The 18,069-nt window shown below is 70.2% G+C and carries 18 protein-coding genes; 4 read left to right on the forward strand and 14 right to left on the reverse strand.

Going from position 1 to position 18,069, the window contains the following annotated elements:
* Positions 1 to 67: 67 nt before the first annotated feature.
* A complete protein-coding gene (locus GB932_RS14250) occupies positions 68 to 1,018 on the reverse strand; it encodes a LacI family DNA-binding transcriptional regulator (RefSeq protein ID WP_197517500.1) in 951 nt (316 codons plus the stop codon).
* 42 nt (positions 1,019 to 1,060) lie between these two features.
* Complete coding sequence (locus GB932_RS14255; protein WP_156761356.1) at positions 1,061 to 1,930, reverse strand: sugar phosphate isomerase/epimerase family protein; 870 nt, start codon at positions 1,928 to 1,930, stop codon at positions 1,061 to 1,063.
* Positions 1,931 to 2,155: 225 nt separating this feature from the next.
* On the opposite strand from GB932_RS14255, the gene GB932_RS14260 reads away from it, so the two are divergent.
* The 3 genes from GB932_RS14260 (at position 2,156) to GB932_RS14270 (ending at position 5,761) form a co-directional block, all read left to right on the forward strand.
* Positions 2,156 to 3,673, forward strand: a complete 1,518-nt coding sequence (locus GB932_RS14260; protein ID WP_156761357.1) for a sugar ABC transporter ATP-binding protein — start codon at positions 2,156 to 2,158, stop codon at positions 3,671 to 3,673.
* Complete coding sequence (locus GB932_RS14265) at positions 3,673 to 4,692, forward strand: ABC transporter permease (protein ID WP_110590238.1); 1,020 nt, start codon at positions 3,673 to 3,675, stop codon at positions 4,690 to 4,692. Before GB932_RS14260 ends, GB932_RS14265 begins: the two co-directional genes overlap by 1 nt.
* Positions 4,693 to 4,762: 70 nt before the next feature.
* Positions 4,763 to 5,761 carry an ABC transporter substrate-binding protein gene (locus GB932_RS14270; RefSeq protein ID WP_110590239.1) on the forward strand — a complete coding sequence of 333 codons (999 nt, stop codon included), beginning with the start codon at positions 4,763 to 4,765 and terminating at the stop codon, positions 5,759 to 5,761.
* 54 nt (positions 5,762 to 5,815) lie between these two features.
* Here the strand turns inward: GB932_RS14270 and GB932_RS14275 are convergent, their stop codons facing one another.
* The 8 genes from GB932_RS14275 to rbsK all read right to left on the reverse strand — a co-directional run bounded on the left by GB932_RS14275 (position 5,816) and on the right by rbsK (position 13,194).
* A complete protein-coding gene (locus tag GB932_RS14275; protein ID WP_156761358.1) occupies positions 5,816 to 6,760 on the reverse strand; it encodes a phosphotriesterase family protein in 945 nt (314 codons plus the stop codon).
* Positions 6,757 to 7,656: a shikimate dehydrogenase family protein gene (locus GB932_RS14280; protein WP_156761359.1), complete on the reverse strand. Its 900-nt coding sequence runs from the start codon at positions 7,654 to 7,656 to the stop codon at positions 6,757 to 6,759. The genes GB932_RS14275 and GB932_RS14280 overlap by 4 nt, the downstream gene beginning before the upstream one ends.
* A complete protein-coding gene (locus tag GB932_RS14285) occupies positions 7,653 to 8,306 on the reverse strand; it encodes a bifunctional 4-hydroxy-2-oxoglutarate aldolase/2-dehydro-3-deoxy-phosphogluconate aldolase (RefSeq protein ID WP_156761360.1) in 654 nt (217 codons plus the stop codon). The genes GB932_RS14280 and GB932_RS14285 overlap by 4 nt, the downstream gene beginning before the upstream one ends.
* Positions 8,303 to 9,283, reverse strand: coding sequence for an NAD(P)-dependent oxidoreductase (locus GB932_RS14290; RefSeq protein ID WP_156761361.1), 981 nt, complete (start codon positions 9,281 to 9,283; stop codon positions 8,303 to 8,305). Before GB932_RS14290 ends, GB932_RS14285 begins: the two co-directional genes overlap by 4 nt.
* Positions 9,280 to 10,785 (reverse strand): xylulokinase, encoded by a 1,506-nt coding sequence (gene xylB / locus GB932_RS14295; RefSeq protein WP_156761362.1) that lies wholly within the window; start codon positions 10,783 to 10,785, stop codon positions 9,280 to 9,282. Before xylB ends, GB932_RS14290 begins: the two co-directional genes overlap by 4 nt.
* A gap of 3 nt (positions 10,786 to 10,788) precedes the next feature.
* A complete protein-coding gene (locus GB932_RS14300) occupies positions 10,789 to 11,364 on the reverse strand; it encodes a glucose-6-phosphate isomerase family protein (protein ID WP_156761363.1) in 576 nt (191 codons plus the stop codon).
* Positions 11,365 to 11,458: 94 nt separating this feature from the next.
* Entirely contained in the window at positions 11,459 to 12,244 is a 786-nt protein-coding gene (locus GB932_RS14305; RefSeq protein WP_231916215.1) for a GntR family transcriptional regulator, read from the reverse strand.
* Positions 12,241 to 13,194: a ribokinase gene (rbsK, locus tag GB932_RS14310; protein ID WP_156761364.1), complete on the reverse strand. Its 954-nt coding sequence runs from the start codon at positions 13,192 to 13,194 to the stop codon at positions 12,241 to 12,243. Before rbsK ends, GB932_RS14305 begins: the two co-directional genes overlap by 4 nt.
* Before the next feature lie 113 nt (positions 13,195 to 13,307).
* Between rbsK and GB932_RS14315 the strand changes: the two genes are divergently transcribed.
* Positions 13,308 to 13,979, forward strand: a complete 672-nt coding sequence (locus GB932_RS14315; protein WP_156761365.1) for a transaldolase family protein — start codon at positions 13,308 to 13,310, stop codon at positions 13,977 to 13,979.
* Positions 13,980 to 14,009: 30 nt separating this feature from the next.
* Here the strand turns inward: GB932_RS14315 and GB932_RS14320 are convergent, their stop codons facing one another.
* From GB932_RS14320 to GB932_RS14335, 4 genes are read right to left on the reverse strand one after another with little or no spacing between them, the layout of a single operon-like run.
* The gene (locus GB932_RS14320; protein ID WP_156761366.1) at positions 14,010 to 14,879 is read right to left on the reverse strand and encodes a dihydrodipicolinate synthase family protein; all 870 of its coding nucleotides are present in this window, start codon (positions 14,877 to 14,879) and stop codon (positions 14,010 to 14,012) included.
* Entirely contained in the window at positions 14,876 to 16,513 is a 1,638-nt protein-coding gene (locus GB932_RS14325) for a tripartite tricarboxylate transporter permease (protein WP_156761367.1), read from the reverse strand. Before GB932_RS14325 ends, GB932_RS14320 begins: the two co-directional genes overlap by 4 nt.
* Positions 16,510 to 17,067, reverse strand: a complete 558-nt coding sequence (locus tag GB932_RS14330) for a tripartite tricarboxylate transporter TctB family protein (protein ID WP_156761368.1) — start codon at positions 17,065 to 17,067, stop codon at positions 16,510 to 16,512. Before GB932_RS14330 ends, GB932_RS14325 begins: the two co-directional genes overlap by 4 nt.
* Positions 17,067 to 18,035: a tripartite tricarboxylate transporter substrate binding protein gene (locus GB932_RS14335; RefSeq protein ID WP_156761369.1), complete on the reverse strand. Its 969-nt coding sequence runs from the start codon at positions 18,033 to 18,035 to the stop codon at positions 17,067 to 17,069. Before GB932_RS14335 ends, GB932_RS14330 begins: the two co-directional genes overlap by 1 nt.
* Positions 18,036 to 18,069: the final 34 nt, after the last annotated feature.

Raw genomic sequence — 18,069 nt, forward strand, 5'->3', positions numbered from 1 at the left:
GATCACGCCGGCAATGTAAAGGATTACATCGACGGCATGAGCAAGCAACCAGCGACCGGCGATTCCCTCAGATCCGGCCGGGAGGCTCGAGCAGTTCGCCGTGCAGCACGATCCGCTCGGGCTCCGACGCATCGCCCGCCACGCGCTGCAGCAGCCGCTCCGCGGCGAGCTCGCCCATACGCTTCGACGGCAGCCGAACGACCGGCACGGCGCGGGGGTCGAGCGTCGTGAACGGGAGGTCGCCGACGACCGACACGGCGACGTCCTCGGTCGTCAGCCCGCGTGAGGAGAGGGCCTGCAGGACCCCGACACCGAGGAGGTTGTTGCCCGCGACGATCCCGCCGGGCCGGGCCTTCCTGTCGAGCATCGCGAGCGTTTCTCGCCTGCCGCCGTCGACGTCGAACGTGCTGTGCACGACCTCGGTCACGCCGACGCCGATCGCGCCCCGAGCGCGATCGCGCGCGGTCGCGACATTCGCCGGACCGACGAGGCACACGAGGTCTCCGCGATCCGCAATCGCGCGCGCCGCGAGAGCACCAGCCTCGCGATTGTCCATGACGATCTCATCGACCGCGACGCCGCGCACCGATCTGTCGATCGCCACGAGGGCCGGTCCGCCCGCCGGAACGGCGGCGGGCGAGTCGTCATCGGCCGCCGCGAGGATCACACCGGCCATCTGCGTCGCCGTGGCGACGCGCAGATACTCGGCCTCCTGATCGTGATCCCCGTCGGTATTGCACAGGACGACCGAGAATCCGGCCTTTCGCGCGACATCCTCGACACCTCGTGCGACCTCGGTGAAGTACGGGTTCGACACATCTGGGAAGACGAGCGCGATCATCTCGCTGTGCCGACGGCGCAGGGAGCGCGCCGTGCGGTTCGGCACGAAGCGGAGCTCTTCCGCGGCCCGCCTGACGGCGTCCGACTTCTCGTCCGAGACGGTCTGCCCGTTGAACACACGCGAAACCGTCGCCGTCGAGACCCCGGCGAGCCGCGCGACGTCGATGATCGTGGCCACCATCTCAGCCTATGCCAGCGCGATCCGCCGACCCGGAGCCGCTCAGTGCAGGCTCGTCGTCTCGACGGAGCGGATCCGACCCCGGATGAAAGCGTTCGCGTGCGCCGCGAGGTCGTCCGAGTCGTCCCACAGATCGCGCCAGACCCCCAGGGTGTTGCTGAGCTCGGCACTGACGATCGCCGACGAGAACGACTCGAAGACCACGGGCCCGTCGTACGCCGTGCGGGCGAGTGCACCGAAGAAGGCGTCGAAGTCGACCGTGCCGCTGCCGAGATAGCCGCGGTGACTCTCGCCGATGTGCACGTATCCGAGGTCGTCCCCCGCGTCGAGGACGGGCTGCCAGAGATCCGTCTCCTCGATGTTCATGTGATACGTGTCGAGGTGCAGCGAGACGGCCTCGTGATCGATCGCCCGCAGGAGTTCGAGCCCCGCGCGTGCCGTGTTCACGACGTTCGATTCGTATCGATTGACGATCTCGAGGCCGAGCCGCACTCCCTTCGCCGCCGCGCGATCGCCGAGACGGTGCAGCGCAACGGCCGCGTTCCCCACTCCTTCCGGCGTGGACGGCGCCATGTACTTCTGCATCGCGCTGTAGATCACGCCCGTGAGGTGCGATCCCCCCATCGCGTGCACGATGTCGATGCACTCACCGAGCATCTCCTCACCGGCGCGCCAGGCCGCCGGATCCGGGCTCGTCAGATCGGTGGCGGCTGTGAGACCGAGCGACGCTGTCGCCTCGATTCCGCGCGCCGCGAGCAGACGCGCCGCAAGGGCCGCGTCGAAGTTCTTCGGATCCATAAGCGGGAACTCGACGATGTCGAAGCCGGCACGACGAGTCGCGTCGATCGCCGCCTCGATCCCCTTCGCGTCAAGTCTTCCCGTGAATACCTGGGCATGTGCGCCGATCTTCATTGACGTTCCTCTGCTCATCGTCGACCATGGAGTCGATGTAATCGATTTCAGGCTCGCGATCGAATCGAGATCAGATCGCGACATGGTCGGACTTCCGATTGTCGGACCATGAAGATACATTAGGTGACAACTTGACGTGGGCGCTACTCTGAGATGCGCTTACATCAGATGTTTCGAGCGACGCCGCCCGAAACACTCACGACACCCCGAAGAAGCAGGTACACCGTGACAGCACCACTCCTCGACGTCGAGGGGATCAGCAAGAGCTTCCCCGGCGTGCGCGCACTGCACGACGTCCGGTTCCATCTCCGCGCCGGCGAGGTCCTCGTGCTCGTCGGCGAGAACGGTGCCGGCAAGTCGACACTCATGAAGATCCTGTCCGGGATCTACGCCCGAGATGAGGGGACGATCCGCGTCGACGGGCGCCCCGTCGAGATCGCGAACCCCGCGGAAGCGCAGGATCTGGGGATCAGCATCATCCATCAGGAGATGAACCTCGCCTCGGATCTCACGGTCGCGCAGAACATCTTCATCGGACGAGAGCCGCGCGTCGGCCCCTTCCTCTCGGAGCGGGCACTCAATGCGAAGACATCCGATCTCCTCCGCGAGCTCGGAATCGCGCTCGCTCCCTCACAGCTCGTCGGCGACCTCACCGTCGGCCAGCAGCAGATGGTCGAGATCGCAAAGGCTCTCTCGTACGACGCCCGCGTGCTCATCATGGACGAGCCCACGTCGGCTCTGACCGACTCCGAGGTCGAGACGCTGTTCCGCCTCATCGCCGATCTCAAGGCGCGAGGGACGGGGATCGTCTACATCTCGCACCGAATGGAGGAGCTGCAGCGGCTCGCCGACCGCGTCACCGTCCTCCGCGACGGCGAGCACGTCGGCGACCTCGACCGCAGCGAGATCTCGATCCCGCGGATCATCGAGATGATGGTCGGCCGCCACGTCGGCGAGGGCGCGCGCCCGAAGTCGACCGATGTCGCCCGCGAAGAAGTCGCGCTCCGCGTCACCGGCCTCAGCACGCGCTCTCTCCTGAAGGATGTCTCATTCGAGGTCCACCGCGGCGAGATCCTCGGCTTCGCAGGCCTTATGGGCGCCGGCCGCACCGAGACGGCACGCGCGCTGATCGGGGCAGACCACCGCACGTCGGGGCACATCGAGGTGCATGGGCGCGCCGTCCGCATCTCGCAGCCCGCCGACGCGGTGAAGAACGGCATCGGCTACCTGTCCGAAGACCGAAAGCAGTTCGGTCTCATGCTCGAGCAGGACGTCGCCTTCAACACGATGCTCGCGTCGATGCGCAGCTACGCGAACGGCATCGGATGGATGCGCGATGGCCGGGGCCGCGATGTCACCAAGCGCTACGTCAAAGACCTCCGCGTGAAGACGCCGTCGATCGGTCAGACCGTGAAGCTGCTCTCCGGCGGCAATCAGCAGAAGGTCGTCATCGCGAAGTGGCTCGCCCGCGACTGCGATGTGCTGATCTTCGATGAGCCCACGCGCGGCATCGACGTCGGCGCGAAGGAGGAGATCTACACTCTCCTCCACTCCCTTGCCGCCGAGGGCAAGGCGATCATCGTCATCTCGTCGGAGCTCCCCGAAGTGCTCCGGCTCTCGCATCGCATCGTCGCGATGGCGAACGGACGCGTCACCGGCGTCCTCGACAACGAGGAAGCCAGCCAGGAGAAGATCATGGAGTACTGCACGATGGACAGTGCGAGCGAAGGGCAGGCCGCCTGATGAACACCGAGCCCCGCACCACGACGGTGATCAACACGGCGATCGCGGAGGACAAGCCCGCGTCGGGTGGCTTCGTCGGCTTCCTCAAACGGTCCGTCCAGCAGTCGCTCGCGTTCGGCACGCTGATCGCGCTCGTGCTGTTCTTCGCGATCGCGAGCCCGAACTTCTTCACCTGGACGAACATCTCCGGCGTCCTGCTCTCGACCGCCGTCGTCGGGATCCTCGCACTCGGCACGACCTTTGTGATCATCACGGGCGGCATCGACCTCTCGATCGGCACCGGGATGACCCTGTGCGCCGTGATGACCGGCGTCTTCGTCACGAACATGGGATTGCCGATCTGGCTCGGCGTCCTCGGCGGCGTCGCAACCGGCGCACTCATCGGCCTCATCAACGGCACGGGCGTCGCCATCCTCGGACTGCCGCCCTTCATCGCCACTCTCGCGATGATGATGATCGCGCAGGGCCTCGCTCTCGTCATCTCGGGCGTCGCCCCGATCTACTTCAGCGGCACGCCGTCGTTCAAGCAGATCGCCCTGGGCGAGATGATCCCGGGGCTGCCCAACGCCGTGCTGATCATGCTCGTCGTCGCGGGCATCGCGATCATCATCCTGTCGAAGACCCTCATGGGCCGCTTCACCTACGCGATCGGATCCAACGAGGAGGCGACCCGCCTCTCGGGCATCAACACGCGCCGATGGAAGATCGCGATCTACGTGTTCGCCGGCGCCTTCACGGGCATCGCCGGCGTCGTGCTCGCCTCGCGTCTCGACTCGGCGCAGCCGCAGCTCGGCATGGGATACGAGCTGCAGGCGATCGCGGCGGTCATCATCGGCGGCACGTCGCTGCTGGGCGGACGCGGGTCGATCGTCGGCACCCTCATCGGCGCGCTCATCATGTCCGTCCTCCTCAACGGCCTGCGCATCATGTCGATCCAGACCGAATGGCAGACCGTCGCGACGGGCATCGTCATCCTCGTCGCCGTCTTCGTCGACTCGCTGCGCAACAAACGCAGCTGAGACCTGATCCCTTCCTTCCCTGCACCCGAACGCCGGCTGGGAACCGGCACGAGACAACGGAGTTCTCCCTATGAAGAAGTTCACGAAGCGCACAGCTGCCTTCTCGCTGGCCGCCACAGCCGCGCTCGCCCTGAGCGCCTGCTCGGGCGATGGCGGATCCGCCGGCGGCGGTGACAACGAGGTTCCCGACAGCGACGCGACCTATGTCGCGATGGTGTCGAAGGGCTTCCAGCACCAGTTCTGGCAGGCCGTCAACGACGGCGCCCAGGAGAAGGCAGACGAGCTCGGCGTCGAGATCACGTTCGAGGGCCCCGCGTCCGAGACGCAGGTCGACGACCAGCTCAACATGCTGCAGACAGCGATCGACCGCGAGCCCGACGCGATCGCGTACGCCGCCCTCGACCCCGAGGCGTGCATCCCCCTGTACGAGGACGCCGAGTCGGCCGGGATCCCCGTGGTGCAGTTCGATGCGCCGTGCAACAGCGACTACGCGCTGACGCTCGCCGCGACAGACGGCGTGGCGGCCGGTGCTCTGGCGGCCGACCACATGGCCGAGCTCATCGGAGGCGAGGGCAAGGTCGGCGTCATCGGCCACAGCCAGATCAACTCGACGGGCGTCGAGCGCCGCGACGGCTTCGTGAACCAGCTGGAGGACGAGTACCCCGACATCGAGGTCGTCGACATTCAGTACGGCGACGGCGACCACCTCAAGTCGGCCGACATCGCGAAGGCCATGATCAACGCCCATCCCGACCTCAAGGGCCTCTACGGCACCAACGAGGGCTCGGCGATCGGCGTCGTCAACGCCGCGAACGAGCTCGGTCTCACGGGTGATGACCTCACGATCATCGGCTTCGACTCGGGTGCGGCCCAGATCAACGCGATCAAGGCCGGCACGATGGCCGGCGCGATCACGCAGGACCCCCGCGCGATCGGCGCGAAGGTCGTCCAGGCCGCGGTCGATGTGATCAACGGCGAGTCGATCGACGACTACATCGACACTGGCTCGTACTGGTACGACGCCGAGAACGTGGAGTCCGACGAGATCCAGGCGATGCTCTACGAATGATCGGATGAACAAAGCGGCCCCGCGAGATTCGCGGGGCCGCTTTCCTGTGTGCGCTCAGAACGCCAGCAGCGCGCGCGGATTGTCCGTCGTGAAGCGCGCGACGAGCTCGTCGCCGATGCGGGCGGCGAGCCGCGGCAGGTAGCGCCGCCCGAGGTACGCGAGGCCCGGCATGCCGCCATAGGCGACGTAGCGGGTCGCGCGCGCGACGTCGCCGCCGAGCAGGATCCGATCGCCGCCCGCGGCCACGACGCGCTCCGTCAGGGTGACGAGCTCGTCGTCGCTGCGCGTGCGAGGGCGGGCCATGCCGTCGTAGCCGAGCCACGCGCCGCGCGCCATGAGTTCGATGTGCAGCGCCGGATCCGGATCCCGGTCGGCGTGTGCGAGCAGGATCCGCTCGGCGGCGACGCCGAGGCCGCCCAGCAGATCGAGCACCTCGTGCGCCGCCGTGCAGAACTCGAGGTGCACCATGATCGGCGCGCCCGTCTCGGCGTGGGCGCGCGCCGCGGCCTCGAGCGTCGAGAGCTCGAACGCGCTGATCGACCAGTACCCGATCCCCGTCTTCACGATCCCCGCGCGCACCGGATCCCCGCCGGGCGATCGCGCCGGCTCGGCCGCGGCGGCATCCGACGACGGGCACCCATCCTGCAGATCGCGGAGGAACAGCGCCGCGCGCTCGTCGCTCGAGGCCGCGCGCAGGGGGTGGCCCTCCGCGTAGTGCGCCTCGCGGTGGATCCCCGTCGCGGCGACAACGGTCAGGCCGGTCCGCTCGGAGATCACCGCGAGTTCAGCCGACCTCCGGCCGAGTCCGATCGGCGTCGCGTCGATCATGGCGGCGAAACCGCTGTCGCGCAGCGAAGCGGCCTCCTCGGCGCTCCGCGCCGGATCGTCGATCTCGTCGCCGGGGAGCAGGGGGCTCACCTGAAAGAGGTGCTCGTGCGCATTCGTCGGCCCGAGCGCATCCGCCGGGATGTCACCGAGGACCGTGCGCACCGACGTCATCGTTCCGCCAGCCGCGCGAGTCGCTCGACGGCTTGGGCCGGCATCGGGATGCCGTAGACCTCGGCGATCACCTGCGTCCAGCCGTGAATGAAGTAGCGCCACCCGTCCACGACATCGAGCCCGCGCGCATCCTGCTGCGCGCGTGCCTGGGCGAGGAACTCGAGCGTCCCGCGGTAGTTGAACTCCCACACCCGCGCGCCCTCGGGGAAGAGCACGTCATCGGGAAGCGGGGATCCCGGGCGGTCCTTGCCGAGACCGGTCGCGTTCACGACGAGGGATCCGCCGGGCGCCTCCGCGAGCACCTCGTGCGTCACCGCGTCGTCGGCGAGGCGCAGATCGAGGAGTCCTCGCGGGGTGCCACGGCGCTCGTGCACGGCCGAGAGGTGGGAGAGCCGCTCGGGGCTCGTGTCGGTCACGACGACACGTCGCGGCCGATCCTCGCGCTCGGCGAGGCACCAGGTGAGGGCGGTGCCCGCTCCCCCGGCGCCGAGGACGACGGCGTCGCGATCCCCGCCGAAGCCATCCGAGGGGAAGAACTCCTCGAGCGCGAGGCGCGCCGTGATCGGATCCTTCGCGTGGCCCAGCAGCCGCCCGTCGCGCTTCGCGATGCTCGAGATCTCCCCGCAGGCGCGGGCGAAGTCGTCGAGCTCGTCGAAGAGGTCGTGGCAGGCGTCATAGAGAGCCATCTTGTGCGTCGTGACAAGAGCTCCCACGCGGTCCGGGTCGTCGCGCAACGCAGCGACGGTCGTCCGATACTGCTGCGCGCTCGCATCGAGGGGAAGATCCTCACCGTCGAGCGTCGCATCGTCGAGGCCGAGCGCCTCGGCCCAGCGCGGGAAGATCCCCATGATGGACGACGCCCCCGTCGAGACGCCGATGAATGTCATTCGGCTCATGCCGATTCTCCTCTCACGGCGTCGAGCGCGGCACGATACGCACGTGCGGCGCTCTCCACCTCATCGAAGCGCCCCGTCGCGAGCGCGGCGGGCGAGCACAGATCGCCGCCCGCGCCGACGGCCACGGCGCCCGCCGCGAACCAGTCGGCCAGGTTGTCCGCCGTGACCCCGCCGGTCGGCATGATCGACACATCGGGGAAGGGCCCGCGCAGCGCCTTCACGAACGACGGGCCGCCCAGAGAGGCGGGGAAGATCTTCACGATGTCGACGCCCAGCTCGGTCGCCTCCATCACCTCGCTCGGCGTGAGAGCGCCCGTCATCGTGACGCAGCCGGTGCCGCGCATCGCCCGCGCGACCGCCGGCCGAGTTCCCGGTGAGACGAGGAACTCGGCCCCGGCCTCCGCCGCCCGCTCGGCCTCATCCTCCGTCGTGACGGTTCCGGCGCCGAGGACGATGTCGGCTCCGTGTCGCGCAGCCGCCTCGCGGATCACGCGAGGCGCGTCGGGTGTCGAGTAGGTGACCTCGATTCCGGTGATGCCACCGCGGACGAGCGCCGCGATCGCGTCGATCGCGCATCCGGGCGACGGCGCGCGGAGCACCGCGAACACGCCCGCCTCCCTCACGCGGTCGAGTGTCTGCGGATCCGTCATGAGACCTCCCCGCTCGCGTCGGGGACGGGGACGACGGGGTTCGGAGGCGTCCGCCCGGCCAGCACGGCGAGCGCGTTCTCGACGGCGCCGGCCCCCATGTTGTCGACGGCCTCGACCGTCTGGGCGCCGAAATGCGGGGTGATCGTCACCCGCTCCGCGAGATCGTCCGCGAGAAGCGGCGAGGATCCGCCGCGCGTGTCTCCCGCCAGGGAGTCTGCCGCGTACGCGCCGATACGGCCTTCACGCAGCGCCGCGGCGAGCGCCGCCTCGTCGACGAGATCGGCGCGCGCCGTGTTGATCAGGACGCAGCCGGGCCGCGCGGCGGCGAGAGCGGCCTGGGTCACGAGGGTCTCCCCGCCCGGGGCGTGGAAGGTGATGAGATCGCATGCGCCCCACACGTCTTCGACCGTCGCGGACGCGGCGCCCAGCCGGGCCGCGACGTCCTCGTCGAGGAAGGGGTCGGCGGCGAGGATCCGCGGGGCGAAGCCCCCCAGTCGCTGCGCGACGCCCTGTCCGATGCGCCCGAATCCGACGATGCCGACCGTGAGGCTCGCGAGCTGACGGCCCCGAACGACGCGCCAATCGCCCTGCCGCACGCGGCGATCGCCTTCGGCGACCGAGCGCAGCGCCGCGAGCATGAGGCCGACGGCGTGATCGGCGACGGCGTCGCTGTTCGCGCCCGGCGTGTTCGTCACGGCGATGCCGCGCGCACGTGCGGCGTCGAGGTCGACGGCTTCGATGCCCACGCCGTACCGCGCGATCACGCGCAGTCGCGGTGCGAGTTCCATGTGGGCTGCTGTGACGGGCCCGGTCCCGGCGATCCATGCGTCGACACGCGGCAGGACGTCCGCGAGATCGTCGAGTTCGTGCCCGCTCGGCCCGCGCACGACCTCGTACCCCTCGGAATCGAGTCGGCCGAGGAGGTCGATGTCGCCGTCCGAGAACGATCGGCTCGTGGCGAGGATGACGCCGCTCATGCGCGCGCCTCCGCCGAACGACGGAACCAGGGCGCGAGGCTCGCGTAGGCCTCGTCGAACAGGGGGAGCCGCTCGCGGTAGACCGCCGTGCGCGAGGGATCGGGCGCGAACTCGGCGGTGACCTCCGACAGCTCCCGCGCGGCGCCGAATCCGTCGACCAGCCCCAGTCCGACGGCCCCGGTGATGGCAGCGCCCAAGCTGTTGGCCTCTTCGACGATCGTGCGGCGGCGCACCGTGACGCCCCACATGTCCGCCATGATCTGCAGCCAGGCGTCGCTCTGCGCCCCGCCGCCGACGGCGTCGATCCGGTCGATCGCGACGCCGCACTCGCGGAATGCGTCGATGCACTGCAGGAGGTTGTACGAGACGCCTTCGAGAACCGCGCGCATCATGTGGGCGCGCGTGTGGTGGCGTTCGATTCCGAGGAACGCGCCGCGCGCGTGCGGATCCCAGCGAGGTGACCGCTCCCCGAGCAGGAAGGGGAGGAAGAAGAGTCCGCCCTGCGCCGCATCGGCCCCATCCGCCTCCCGCACGAGTCGGTCCAGCGACGCGCCGTCCTCGCCTCCGGAGAGGATCTCGCTCAGCCACTGCACGGAAGCCCCCGCCGCCTGCATCGTCGCGGTCGGCGCGAACATCCCCGGGACGATGTGATTGAACGTGAAGGTGCGCATCTGCGGGTCGAGCACGGGCGCCCCGGTGGCGACCGAAACCCAAGACGAGGTCCCGAGGCACACATACGCGCCGTCCTCCGGGGCGACGACGCCGGCCCCGACGGCGGCCATCGGCCCGTCACCTCCGCCCATGACGACGCGCGTCCCCCGCCGGAGGCCTGTGGCGGACGCCGCCTCCTCGGTCAGCGTCCCGATGACGTCGGTCGACTCGACGATCTCCGGGAGGATCCGCGGATCCACCCCGGCCGCCTGCAGGATCTCGTCGGACCAGCGCCCCGCCTGCTGGTCGTACGCGTTCGTCGCGCTGGCGTCGCTGCGTTCGGTGGCGAGCCGTCCGGTGAGCCAGTGCACGACGACGTCCTTCGCGACGCAGGCGTGGCGCACGCGCGCCCAGACGTCCGGCTCGTTGTCGCGCACCCACATCAGCTTCTCGAGCGTGTAGGTGGGATTGAGGCGGTGCCCCGTCACCCGGTATGCGCTCTCTTCGCCGACGCGCGCGACGAGCTGTTCGGTCTGCGCGACCGCGCGCGTGTCGGCCCAGATGATCGCGGGGCGCACGGGGCGGTAGTCGGCGTCGAGCAGAACGGCGCCCATCATCTGCCCGCTGACGACGAGGCCCGTCACGCTCGCGGGGTCGACGCCGGTCTGCGCGAGGAGCCGCCGCGTCGCGTCGACGACCGCACGCTGCCAGTCGGCGGGATCCTGCTCGGCTGCGCCACCGGCGGCGAATCGGGCCGGATAGGACGCGGTCGTCGAGGCGATCAACCGCCCCGTCTCGTCGTGCAGCGACGCCTTGTCCCCCGTCGTGCCGAGATCGTGTGCGATGAGCACGGCTCAGCCCCCGAAGGGTCGCAGCTCGACGCCCGCGGCTCCGGCATAGGCACGCCGACCCATGCCGTGCTCGAGCACCCAGCCGTAGTCGTGCCCCGCCCCACCCGGATACACCGCGAGGAATCGATAGGCCTCGTCCCCCGTGTTGATCGAACGATGCGCCCATCCCGGCGGGATGTAGCCGATCGTCCCGGGCTCGATGTCGAGCCACTCGGTCCGCTCGCCGTCGTGCATGAGCAGGCCGCCCGTTCCGGAGATCCCGAGGTAGATCTCACCCTGGTGATCGGGATGCTGGTGACCCTTCGTCATCCAGAGCTCCCCGGCGGTCGTGCCGGGCTGGATCGTCGTGATCGACTGCGGGAGCTCACGATCAGCCTCGGGGACGGGCGAGCTCTGCACGCTGTAGACGACGGGATCGCCGTCCGCGACAGCCGCGCGCCACGCATCGGCGTCGGCGAAGAGGCCCTCGAGGTCGCTCATCCGTCGCACGAGCGTCGGCCCCTCCGGGGAGAGGGTCGCGGATTCCGCGTCGAAGCGGATCGCGAACGGGTCGATCGGGGGTGTCTGAAACTCGGTCACGTCGTTGCTCCTCGTGCGACAGGCCGCTCCCTCGTCGGACCGGCTCGGCACACGCAAGCTTAGTTGTAATTACAAGTTGAGACAATCCGAACGATCAGTTCCCTCCGACCCCCGTGTGGCGCAGCTTCGCCACCGACTCATCGGCCGCGCGCAGCTGGAACTCGAAGCGGCTGCGGTCGCCGCGATGGTAGGCGACGAAGAACTCGATCGCCCGCTCGTCCTCGTCGAAGCCGACGCTGCGCAGCACGAGAAGCGGACCGCCGACGGCGACATCGAGCAGCTTCGCCTTCTCGGGGTCCGCCACGGTCGCCTCAGCTGAGCGCACACCCCGCACCGCGTGGATCCCGCTTTCCGCGAGGACCCCGTACAGGGAGCGCCGGCGAAGATCGACGGCCAGGGCCGATTCGCCCGCCCACTCGGGCATCCAGGTCGTGGACAGCGACCACGGCTCACCGTCCACGAAACGGAGTCGCTCGATCACGACGACCGGCTCCCCCGGCGCGATGCCGAGCGCGTCGGCGACCTCATCGGATGCCGACTCGATGCGCTGCCGGAAGACCCTGCTCGTGACGTCCGCTCCCCGCGCCGTCATGTCCTCGTGGAGCCCGTGCAGCGTGTGCACGAGCGCCTCCGCAACCTTCTGCGGCGCGACGAACGTCCCCTTCCCCCGAACACGGGAGACGACCCCCTCGTGCTCGAGCTGCGCGAGGGCCTGACGGACGACCGTCCGCGAGACGTCGTACATCTCGCACATGCGATGCTCCCCCGGCAGAAGGTCGCCTGGCACCAGCCCGTCCTCCTCGATCAGCTCGAGCAGTCGATGCTTGAGCTGGTGGTACATCGGATGGGGCGACTGCCGGTCGAGGGCCCGCGGCGTCACCGGGCCTCCCCCCGACCGAGGAGGGCGTCGATCTCATCTCGCGCCGGGATGCTCGGTGAGGCTCCCGCCTTCGTCACGGCGAGCGCGCCGGCCGCGATCGCCCGCCGAATCGCCTCATCGCGGTCCCGCCCCTCCGCGAGCCCTGCCGCAAGGCACCCGGCGAAGGCATCGCCCGCCGCGGTCGTGTCGACGACCTCCACGCGGATCGGCTCGAAGAACACCGCGTCGGCGGCCGTGACGGCCACCGCCCCGTCTCCCGCGAGCGTCACGAGCGCGCACCCCGCGCCGCGGTCCGTGAACCACCGCCCCGCCGCGACGGCACCGTCGCGGTCGGTCACCTCGATGCCCGTCAGCAACTTCGCCTCGGTCTCGTTCGGCGTGACGAAGTCGACGTGGCGCCAGATGTCGTCGTCGAGCGGGTGCGCGGGCGCGGGGTCGAGCACGACCGTCACGCCAGCTTCTGCGGCGCGCCGGACGGCATGACGCGTGAGCCTGTGCGGCGTCTCGAGCTGTGTGAGCATGACGGCGCACCGGGAGCCGAGGGCGTCGAACGCGCGGTCGATGTCGGCCTCCCCGAGCTCTGCGTTCGCCCGCGGCACCATGACGATGTCGTTCTCGCCCGCCGCGTCCACGCGGATGTGGGCGATCCCCGTTCCCGCGCCCGCCACCTCGCGGACGAAGTCGGTGCCGACGCCGGCCGCGTCGAGCCCCGCACGGACGGTGTCGCGGAAGAGGTCGTCTCCCACGCAGCCGACCATGTGCGACGGCGCGCCTGCCCGGCCCGCGGCGATGGCCTGGTTCGCCCCCTTGCCGCCGAGCACCAGGGTGAACTCGTCACCGAGGATCGTCTCGCCGCGCTCCGGCACGCGCTCCGAGAACGTCGTGACATCGGCCGTCATGCTGCCGACGACGATCACGTCGGTCCGGTCCGGGATGGCGTGGTGCGCCATGGTGTCGCCTCCTGTCGCGTGCGCCTCGTCACCGAGGCGCCAAACTTGTCATTACAATATCGGACATCAGACTTCGCCGACGAGGGCCGTCGGCGTCACCCGAGAGGACGCACATGACCGCAGCGCCGCGCCTGTACGCCGATTCCGCCGTCGTCGACGAGATCGCCCCCCTCCTCGCGGGCAAGCTCATCCACGGCGTCACGACGAATCCCACGATCCTCGAACGTGCAGACCGCACGGGTGCCCACATCTCCGATCTCTACGACACCTGGAGCACGCAGGGCGCCGACGAGATCTTCTTCCAGGCCTGGGGCGCCGACGAGGCGATGCTCGAGAAGCGCGCCCGCGAGATCCTCGCGCTCGGCCCCCGCGCCGTCGTGAAGGTCCCCGCGACGGCGACGGGGTTCCCGGTCGCCGCACGCCTCGCGCATGAGGGGAACTCGGTTCTCCTCACCGCCGTCTACGCCGTACCGCAGGCGCTCGCGGCCGCCGCGGCGGGAGTCCGCTACATCGCGCCCTATCTGGGGCGCCTCCGCGATGCCGGCCACGACGGCCTCGCGACCATCGCAGCGATGCAGAGCCAGTGCGCGGGCTCGGACACCGACGTGCTCGCCGCGAGCATCCGCTCGCCGCAGGATCTCGTCGATCTGCGGGATGCGGGCGTCCGGCACCTCACGGCCAATCCCGCGGTGCTGCGCGAGGCCCTCGTCTGCGAGGCGAGCGACGAGGCGGCCGCGGCGTTCGAGGCGACCGCCGCCGGCGGATCCGAGAACGCGACCGCGTGACGCGCGCACCATCGCCCGGCGGCCGAGTTGTCAGCGGTACGCCGCGACGACCCGCGCGATCTCGCCGAGCGCCCGCTCATCGGGCTCGTCGAGCGCCATCCGGCTGAACTGCGCGGGCACGCCGAGCAGGCGCAGCGCCGCCTTCATCCGCGGCATGTCGCCGCCGATGACGCGGACCACGTCGTCGACGTCGGCCTGCGCCCGTGCGGTGGCTTCGGCGTCGCCGGAGTCCGCGGCCCGCGCGAGGGCGCGGAACGGCCCCGGCAGAACCGACGAGACACCTGAGACGACGCCCTGCGCCCCGACCTCGCCCGCCGCGACGAGATCCCGATCCGCGCCGGTGTAGATGAGGAAATCGTCCGAGACGACCGCCCGATAGCCGGCGATCTCGTCGAGTGACAGCTCGCTCGCCTTGAGGCCGACGACCCCGGGGATCGCGGCGAGGCGCGCGAGCAGCCCCGTGCTGACCGGGTTGCCCGTGCGCGCCGGGAAGATGTAGACGAACAGCTCGCCGTCGCCGACCTCCTCCGCGATGCCGGAGAAGTACGCGTGCATCGCGTCGTCGCTCGCCGGCAGGTAGTACGGAGTGACAGCGGCGAACTCGCGCGCGCCGAGCTCCTTCGCGATCCGCACGCGGCGCCGGGCCTCGAACGCGCTCGGCGCCCCGACGTGGATCACGGCGCGCATCCGCGGCGCGATGATCTCCATCGCCTGCGAGACGACCGCGCGGAACTCGTCGTCGTCGATCGCGGGGAACTCCCCCGTCGTGCCGAGCACGAACCCGCCCTCGTTGCCCGACGCGGCGACGTGCGCGAGAATGGCGCGGTTTCCGTCGGGATCCAGGGATCCGTCGGCGTGGAACGAGGTGGGGATCGCGGTGAGGATGTCGCGACGGGTCACTGGGGCTTCTCCTTCTTCCCGCGCGGTCGCGGGTGGTCTTCCGTGCGGATGGTGGCGGTGAGCATGTCGGGCTGCGCGCGCAGATCGGCGTGCGCGCGCTCGACATCGGCCAGGGTGTCGTCGTCGAGAACCGACTCGGCGAACGAGGCGCGCCGGTCGCGCGGCCGGCGCGCATTGCGGATCGCGGGGACGACGACGGACGCCACGGCGAGCGCCGTGAGGACGAGCGCGATGGGGCTGACCGTCTCGAAGAACGGCTTCGTCGGGAGGATCGCGAGTGTGCGCGCGAGGTTCTCCTCCGCCAGCGGCCCGAGCAGCAGGCCGAGGACGACAGGGCCGGCGGGGATCTCGAGCCGCTTGAACGCGAGCCCGATGACACCGAAGACGAGCATCTGGATCACGGTCGAGACGCTGTTCGTCGTCGCGTACGTGCCGATGAGGCAGAACACGAGGATCCCGCTCCACAGATAGGGCTGCGGGATGTCGAGCAGCTTCACCATGCCCTTCATGCGCACGAGGCTCATGGCGAGGGCGAGGAGGGTCGCGACGACCATGATCCCCGCGATCGACGCGACGAGCTCGGGGCGCGAGACGAACAGGTCCGGTCCGGGCGTGATGCCCCAGATGATGAGGGATCCGATCATGACGGCCATGACGGAGTCGCCGGGGATCCCGAGGGCGAGCGTCGTGGTGAGGGATCCGCCGAGCGTCGCGCTCGACGCCGTGTCGGAGGCGGCGACGCCCTCGATCGATCCCTTCCCGAACGCGCCGGGGTTCTTCGATACGGCGCGCGCCCGCTCCCAGCCGACGAGGCCGGCGATGTCGCCTCCCGCGGCGGGGATGAGGCCGACGCCGAGCCCGATCCCGCCTGCGACGCCGACCGCGCGGCCCGTCTGCCGCAGCTCGCGACGCGTCGGCCACCAGCGGCCGAGGGCCGAGATCGGCCGCGTCGCGGCGGGTCGGTGGGTGAGGAGCTGGTCGAGCAGCTCCGCGATGCCGAACAGACCGATGATGACGGCGATGAAGTTGAGGCCCTCGACGAGCTCGAGCAGCCCGAACGTGAACCGCTGGTCGGCCGTCGGGGCGTAGGTGCCGACCGCGCCGAGCGCGAGCCCGATGAGGCCCGCGAGGATCCCCTTGAGCATCGACTTCGACGAGATGCCGATCATGATCGCGATGCCGAACAGGACGAGCGCGAACAGCTCGGGCGAGCGGAAGTAGTTGCGGGCGAACGTCGCGACGGGTACGGCGAGCGCCGAGAACACGACGATCGACGCGAGGATCCCGACGGCCGACACGATCGCCGACAGCGTCAGGGCGAGCCCGGCACGCCCCTGCTTCGCCATCGGATATCCGTCGAGCGTCGTCGCGATCGACGCGGGCGTCCCCGGGGTGTTCACGAGGATCGCCGGGACGCGGTCGCCGAAGTTCGCCGCGACGTAGATGGTGAGCAGGATCGCGAGGCCCTGGACGGGCTCGAGCGTCATGGTGAATCCGGCCGCGAGCGCGACGACCATGGTCGCCGTGATGCCGGGGAAGGCGCCGACGAGGAAGCCGAGGACGAGGCCCGCGAGCATGTACAGGGCGACCGACACGTCGAGCAGCGCGCCGAGGCCATCGAGTACGGGGGTCACAGGGGGATCCTCAGGGCCAGGCCGAACACCGCGTAGACGAACCCGGTGAGGGCGATCGGGTAGACGACGAGGCCGACGATGCGGCGCTGGCCGAACAGGAGCAGGAGGGCGACCATGTAGATCGCCGTCGCCACGGGGAACACCTCGATGCGGTACCCGAAGGCGATGATCGATCCCAGCGACCACAGCGCGATGAACCCGGCCGTGATCGCGACGGTCGCGATCACGCGCACGGGGCCGCCGCGCGAGACGCTCTCGAGGTCCGCGCGCGTCGGCGCCGGGCGCGTGAGGGAGATGACCAGGTGCACGACGCCGGCCGCGACGCCGGCCGTGCCCAGCACCACCGGCCAGGTGCGGGCGTCGATCGCGCCCGAGGACGCCTCGGAGCGCAGGTCGATCTGGGTCGCGAGAGCGAGGTATCCGGCGAAGAAGGCGACGAGCGCCGCCGCGAAGGCGACCTCGAGCCCCTTCGACGGGCGAGGCGGAACGGCCTCGCCCGTCGCCGGCGGATCCGTCGTGAGAGACGCGCCCGCATCGTGCTGCGCGGGGCTCATCAGCCGAGGAGCTCCTCGAACAGCGCGAACTGCTCGTCGACGAATGCGGTGTGCTCTTCCGCGTCGCGGTAGACGACGAGGTTGCCGGCGTCGTCCTGGAACTGCTGGTAGCTGTCGCTGGCGACGGCCTGGGCGATGGCGTCCTCGAGCGTCGCGTGCACGTCGTCGGGCAGGCCCGCGGGGGCGTAGATGCCGCCCCAGCCGCCGAACTCGACGTCGACGCCGAGGGCCTCGGAGACGGTCGGCACATCCGCGGCGTCGGGGTGCCGCTCGTCGTGCATGATCCCGAGGATCCGCACCGCGTCGGACTGCGCGAGCGCCTCGCCGAGGCCCGACACGCTCGCGACCGTCTCGCCGGATGCGGCCGCGCTCACGGCGGGCGCGCCGCCGTCGTAGGCGACGGGGGTGAGCGCGGCGCCGGACTGCTCGGCGAATCCGAGGGCGGCGGCCTCCCAGATGGATCCGGCGCCCGCCGTCGCGACGGTGACCTCGCCGCTCTTCGACTGCTCGACGAGGTCTTCGAGCGTCTCGATGTCGCTCGAGGCCGAGACGGCGATGACGCCCGGCGCGAGCATGATCTGCCCGAGCATGTCGTAGTTCTCGGGCAGCACATCGGCGCCCTGGGTCGTGTTCAGCATGGCGATCTCGACGGGGCCGAAGCCGATCGTGTAGCCGTCGGCGGGCTGGTCGGCGACGTACTCCATCGCGAGCGCGCCGGCCGCGCCGGGCATGTTCTCGGCGATGACGCTCACCCCGAGCGTGTTCTCGAGCTCGGTTGCGAGGGCGCGCGACGACAGATCGGATCCGCCGCCGGCGTCGGCCTGGATGATGAGTCGGATGTCGTCCTGCGGGAAGGCGGCGTCGCCGCCCTCCTCGCTGTCGACGGGTGTGCACGCGGCGAGGCCGCCGACGGCGATGGCCGCGGCGGAGACGGCGACCGTGAGACGGGTGATTCTGGTGCGGGGCATCTTCGCTCCTCTTCGCGGGGAACCCGGCGCTGTT

It is taken from the genome of Microbacterium karelineae, from assembly GCF_009745985.1.
In the GTDB taxonomy this organism is placed as follows: Bacteria; Actinomycetota; Actinomycetes; order Actinomycetales; family Microbacteriaceae; genus Microbacterium; species Microbacterium karelineae.

Coding starts and splice junctions, on each gene's coding strand:
- GB932_RS14255 (WP_156761356.1), bottom strand. CDS start 1,930: ATGAAGATCGGCGCACATGCCCAGGTATTCACGGGAAGACTTGACGCG.
- GB932_RS14265 (WP_110590238.1), top strand. CDS start 3,673: ATGAACACCGAGCCCCGCACCACGACGGTGATCAACACGGCGATCGCG.
- GB932_RS14270 (WP_110590239.1), top strand. CDS start 4,763: ATGAAGAAGTTCACGAAGCGCACAGCTGCCTTCTCGCTGGCCGCCACA.
- GB932_RS14275 (WP_156761358.1), bottom strand. CDS start 6,760: ATGACGTCGGTGCGCACGGTCCTCGGTGACATCCCGGCGGATGCGCTC.
- GB932_RS14280 (WP_156761359.1), bottom strand. CDS start 7,656: ATGAGCCGAATGACATTCATCGGCGTCTCGACGGGGGCGTCGTCCATC.
- GB932_RS14285 (WP_156761360.1), bottom strand. CDS start 8,306: ATGACGGATCCGCAGACACTCGACCGCGTGAGGGAGGCGGGCGTGTTC.
- GB932_RS14290 (WP_156761361.1), bottom strand. CDS start 9,283: ATGAGCGGCGTCATCCTCGCCACGAGCCGATCGTTCTCGGACGGCGAC.
- rbsK (WP_156761364.1), bottom strand. CDS start 13,194: ATGGCGCACCACGCCATCCCGGACCGGACCGACGTGATCGTCGTCGGC.
- GB932_RS14315 (WP_156761365.1), top strand. CDS start 13,308: ATGACCGCAGCGCCGCGCCTGTACGCCGATTCCGCCGTCGTCGACGAG.
- GB932_RS14330 (WP_156761368.1), bottom strand. CDS start 17,067: ATGAGCCCCGCGCAGCACGATGCGGGCGCGTCTCTCACGACGGATCCG.
- GB932_RS14335 (WP_156761369.1), bottom strand. CDS start 18,035: ATGCCCCGCACCAGAATCACCCGTCTCACGGTCGCCGTCTCCGCCGCG.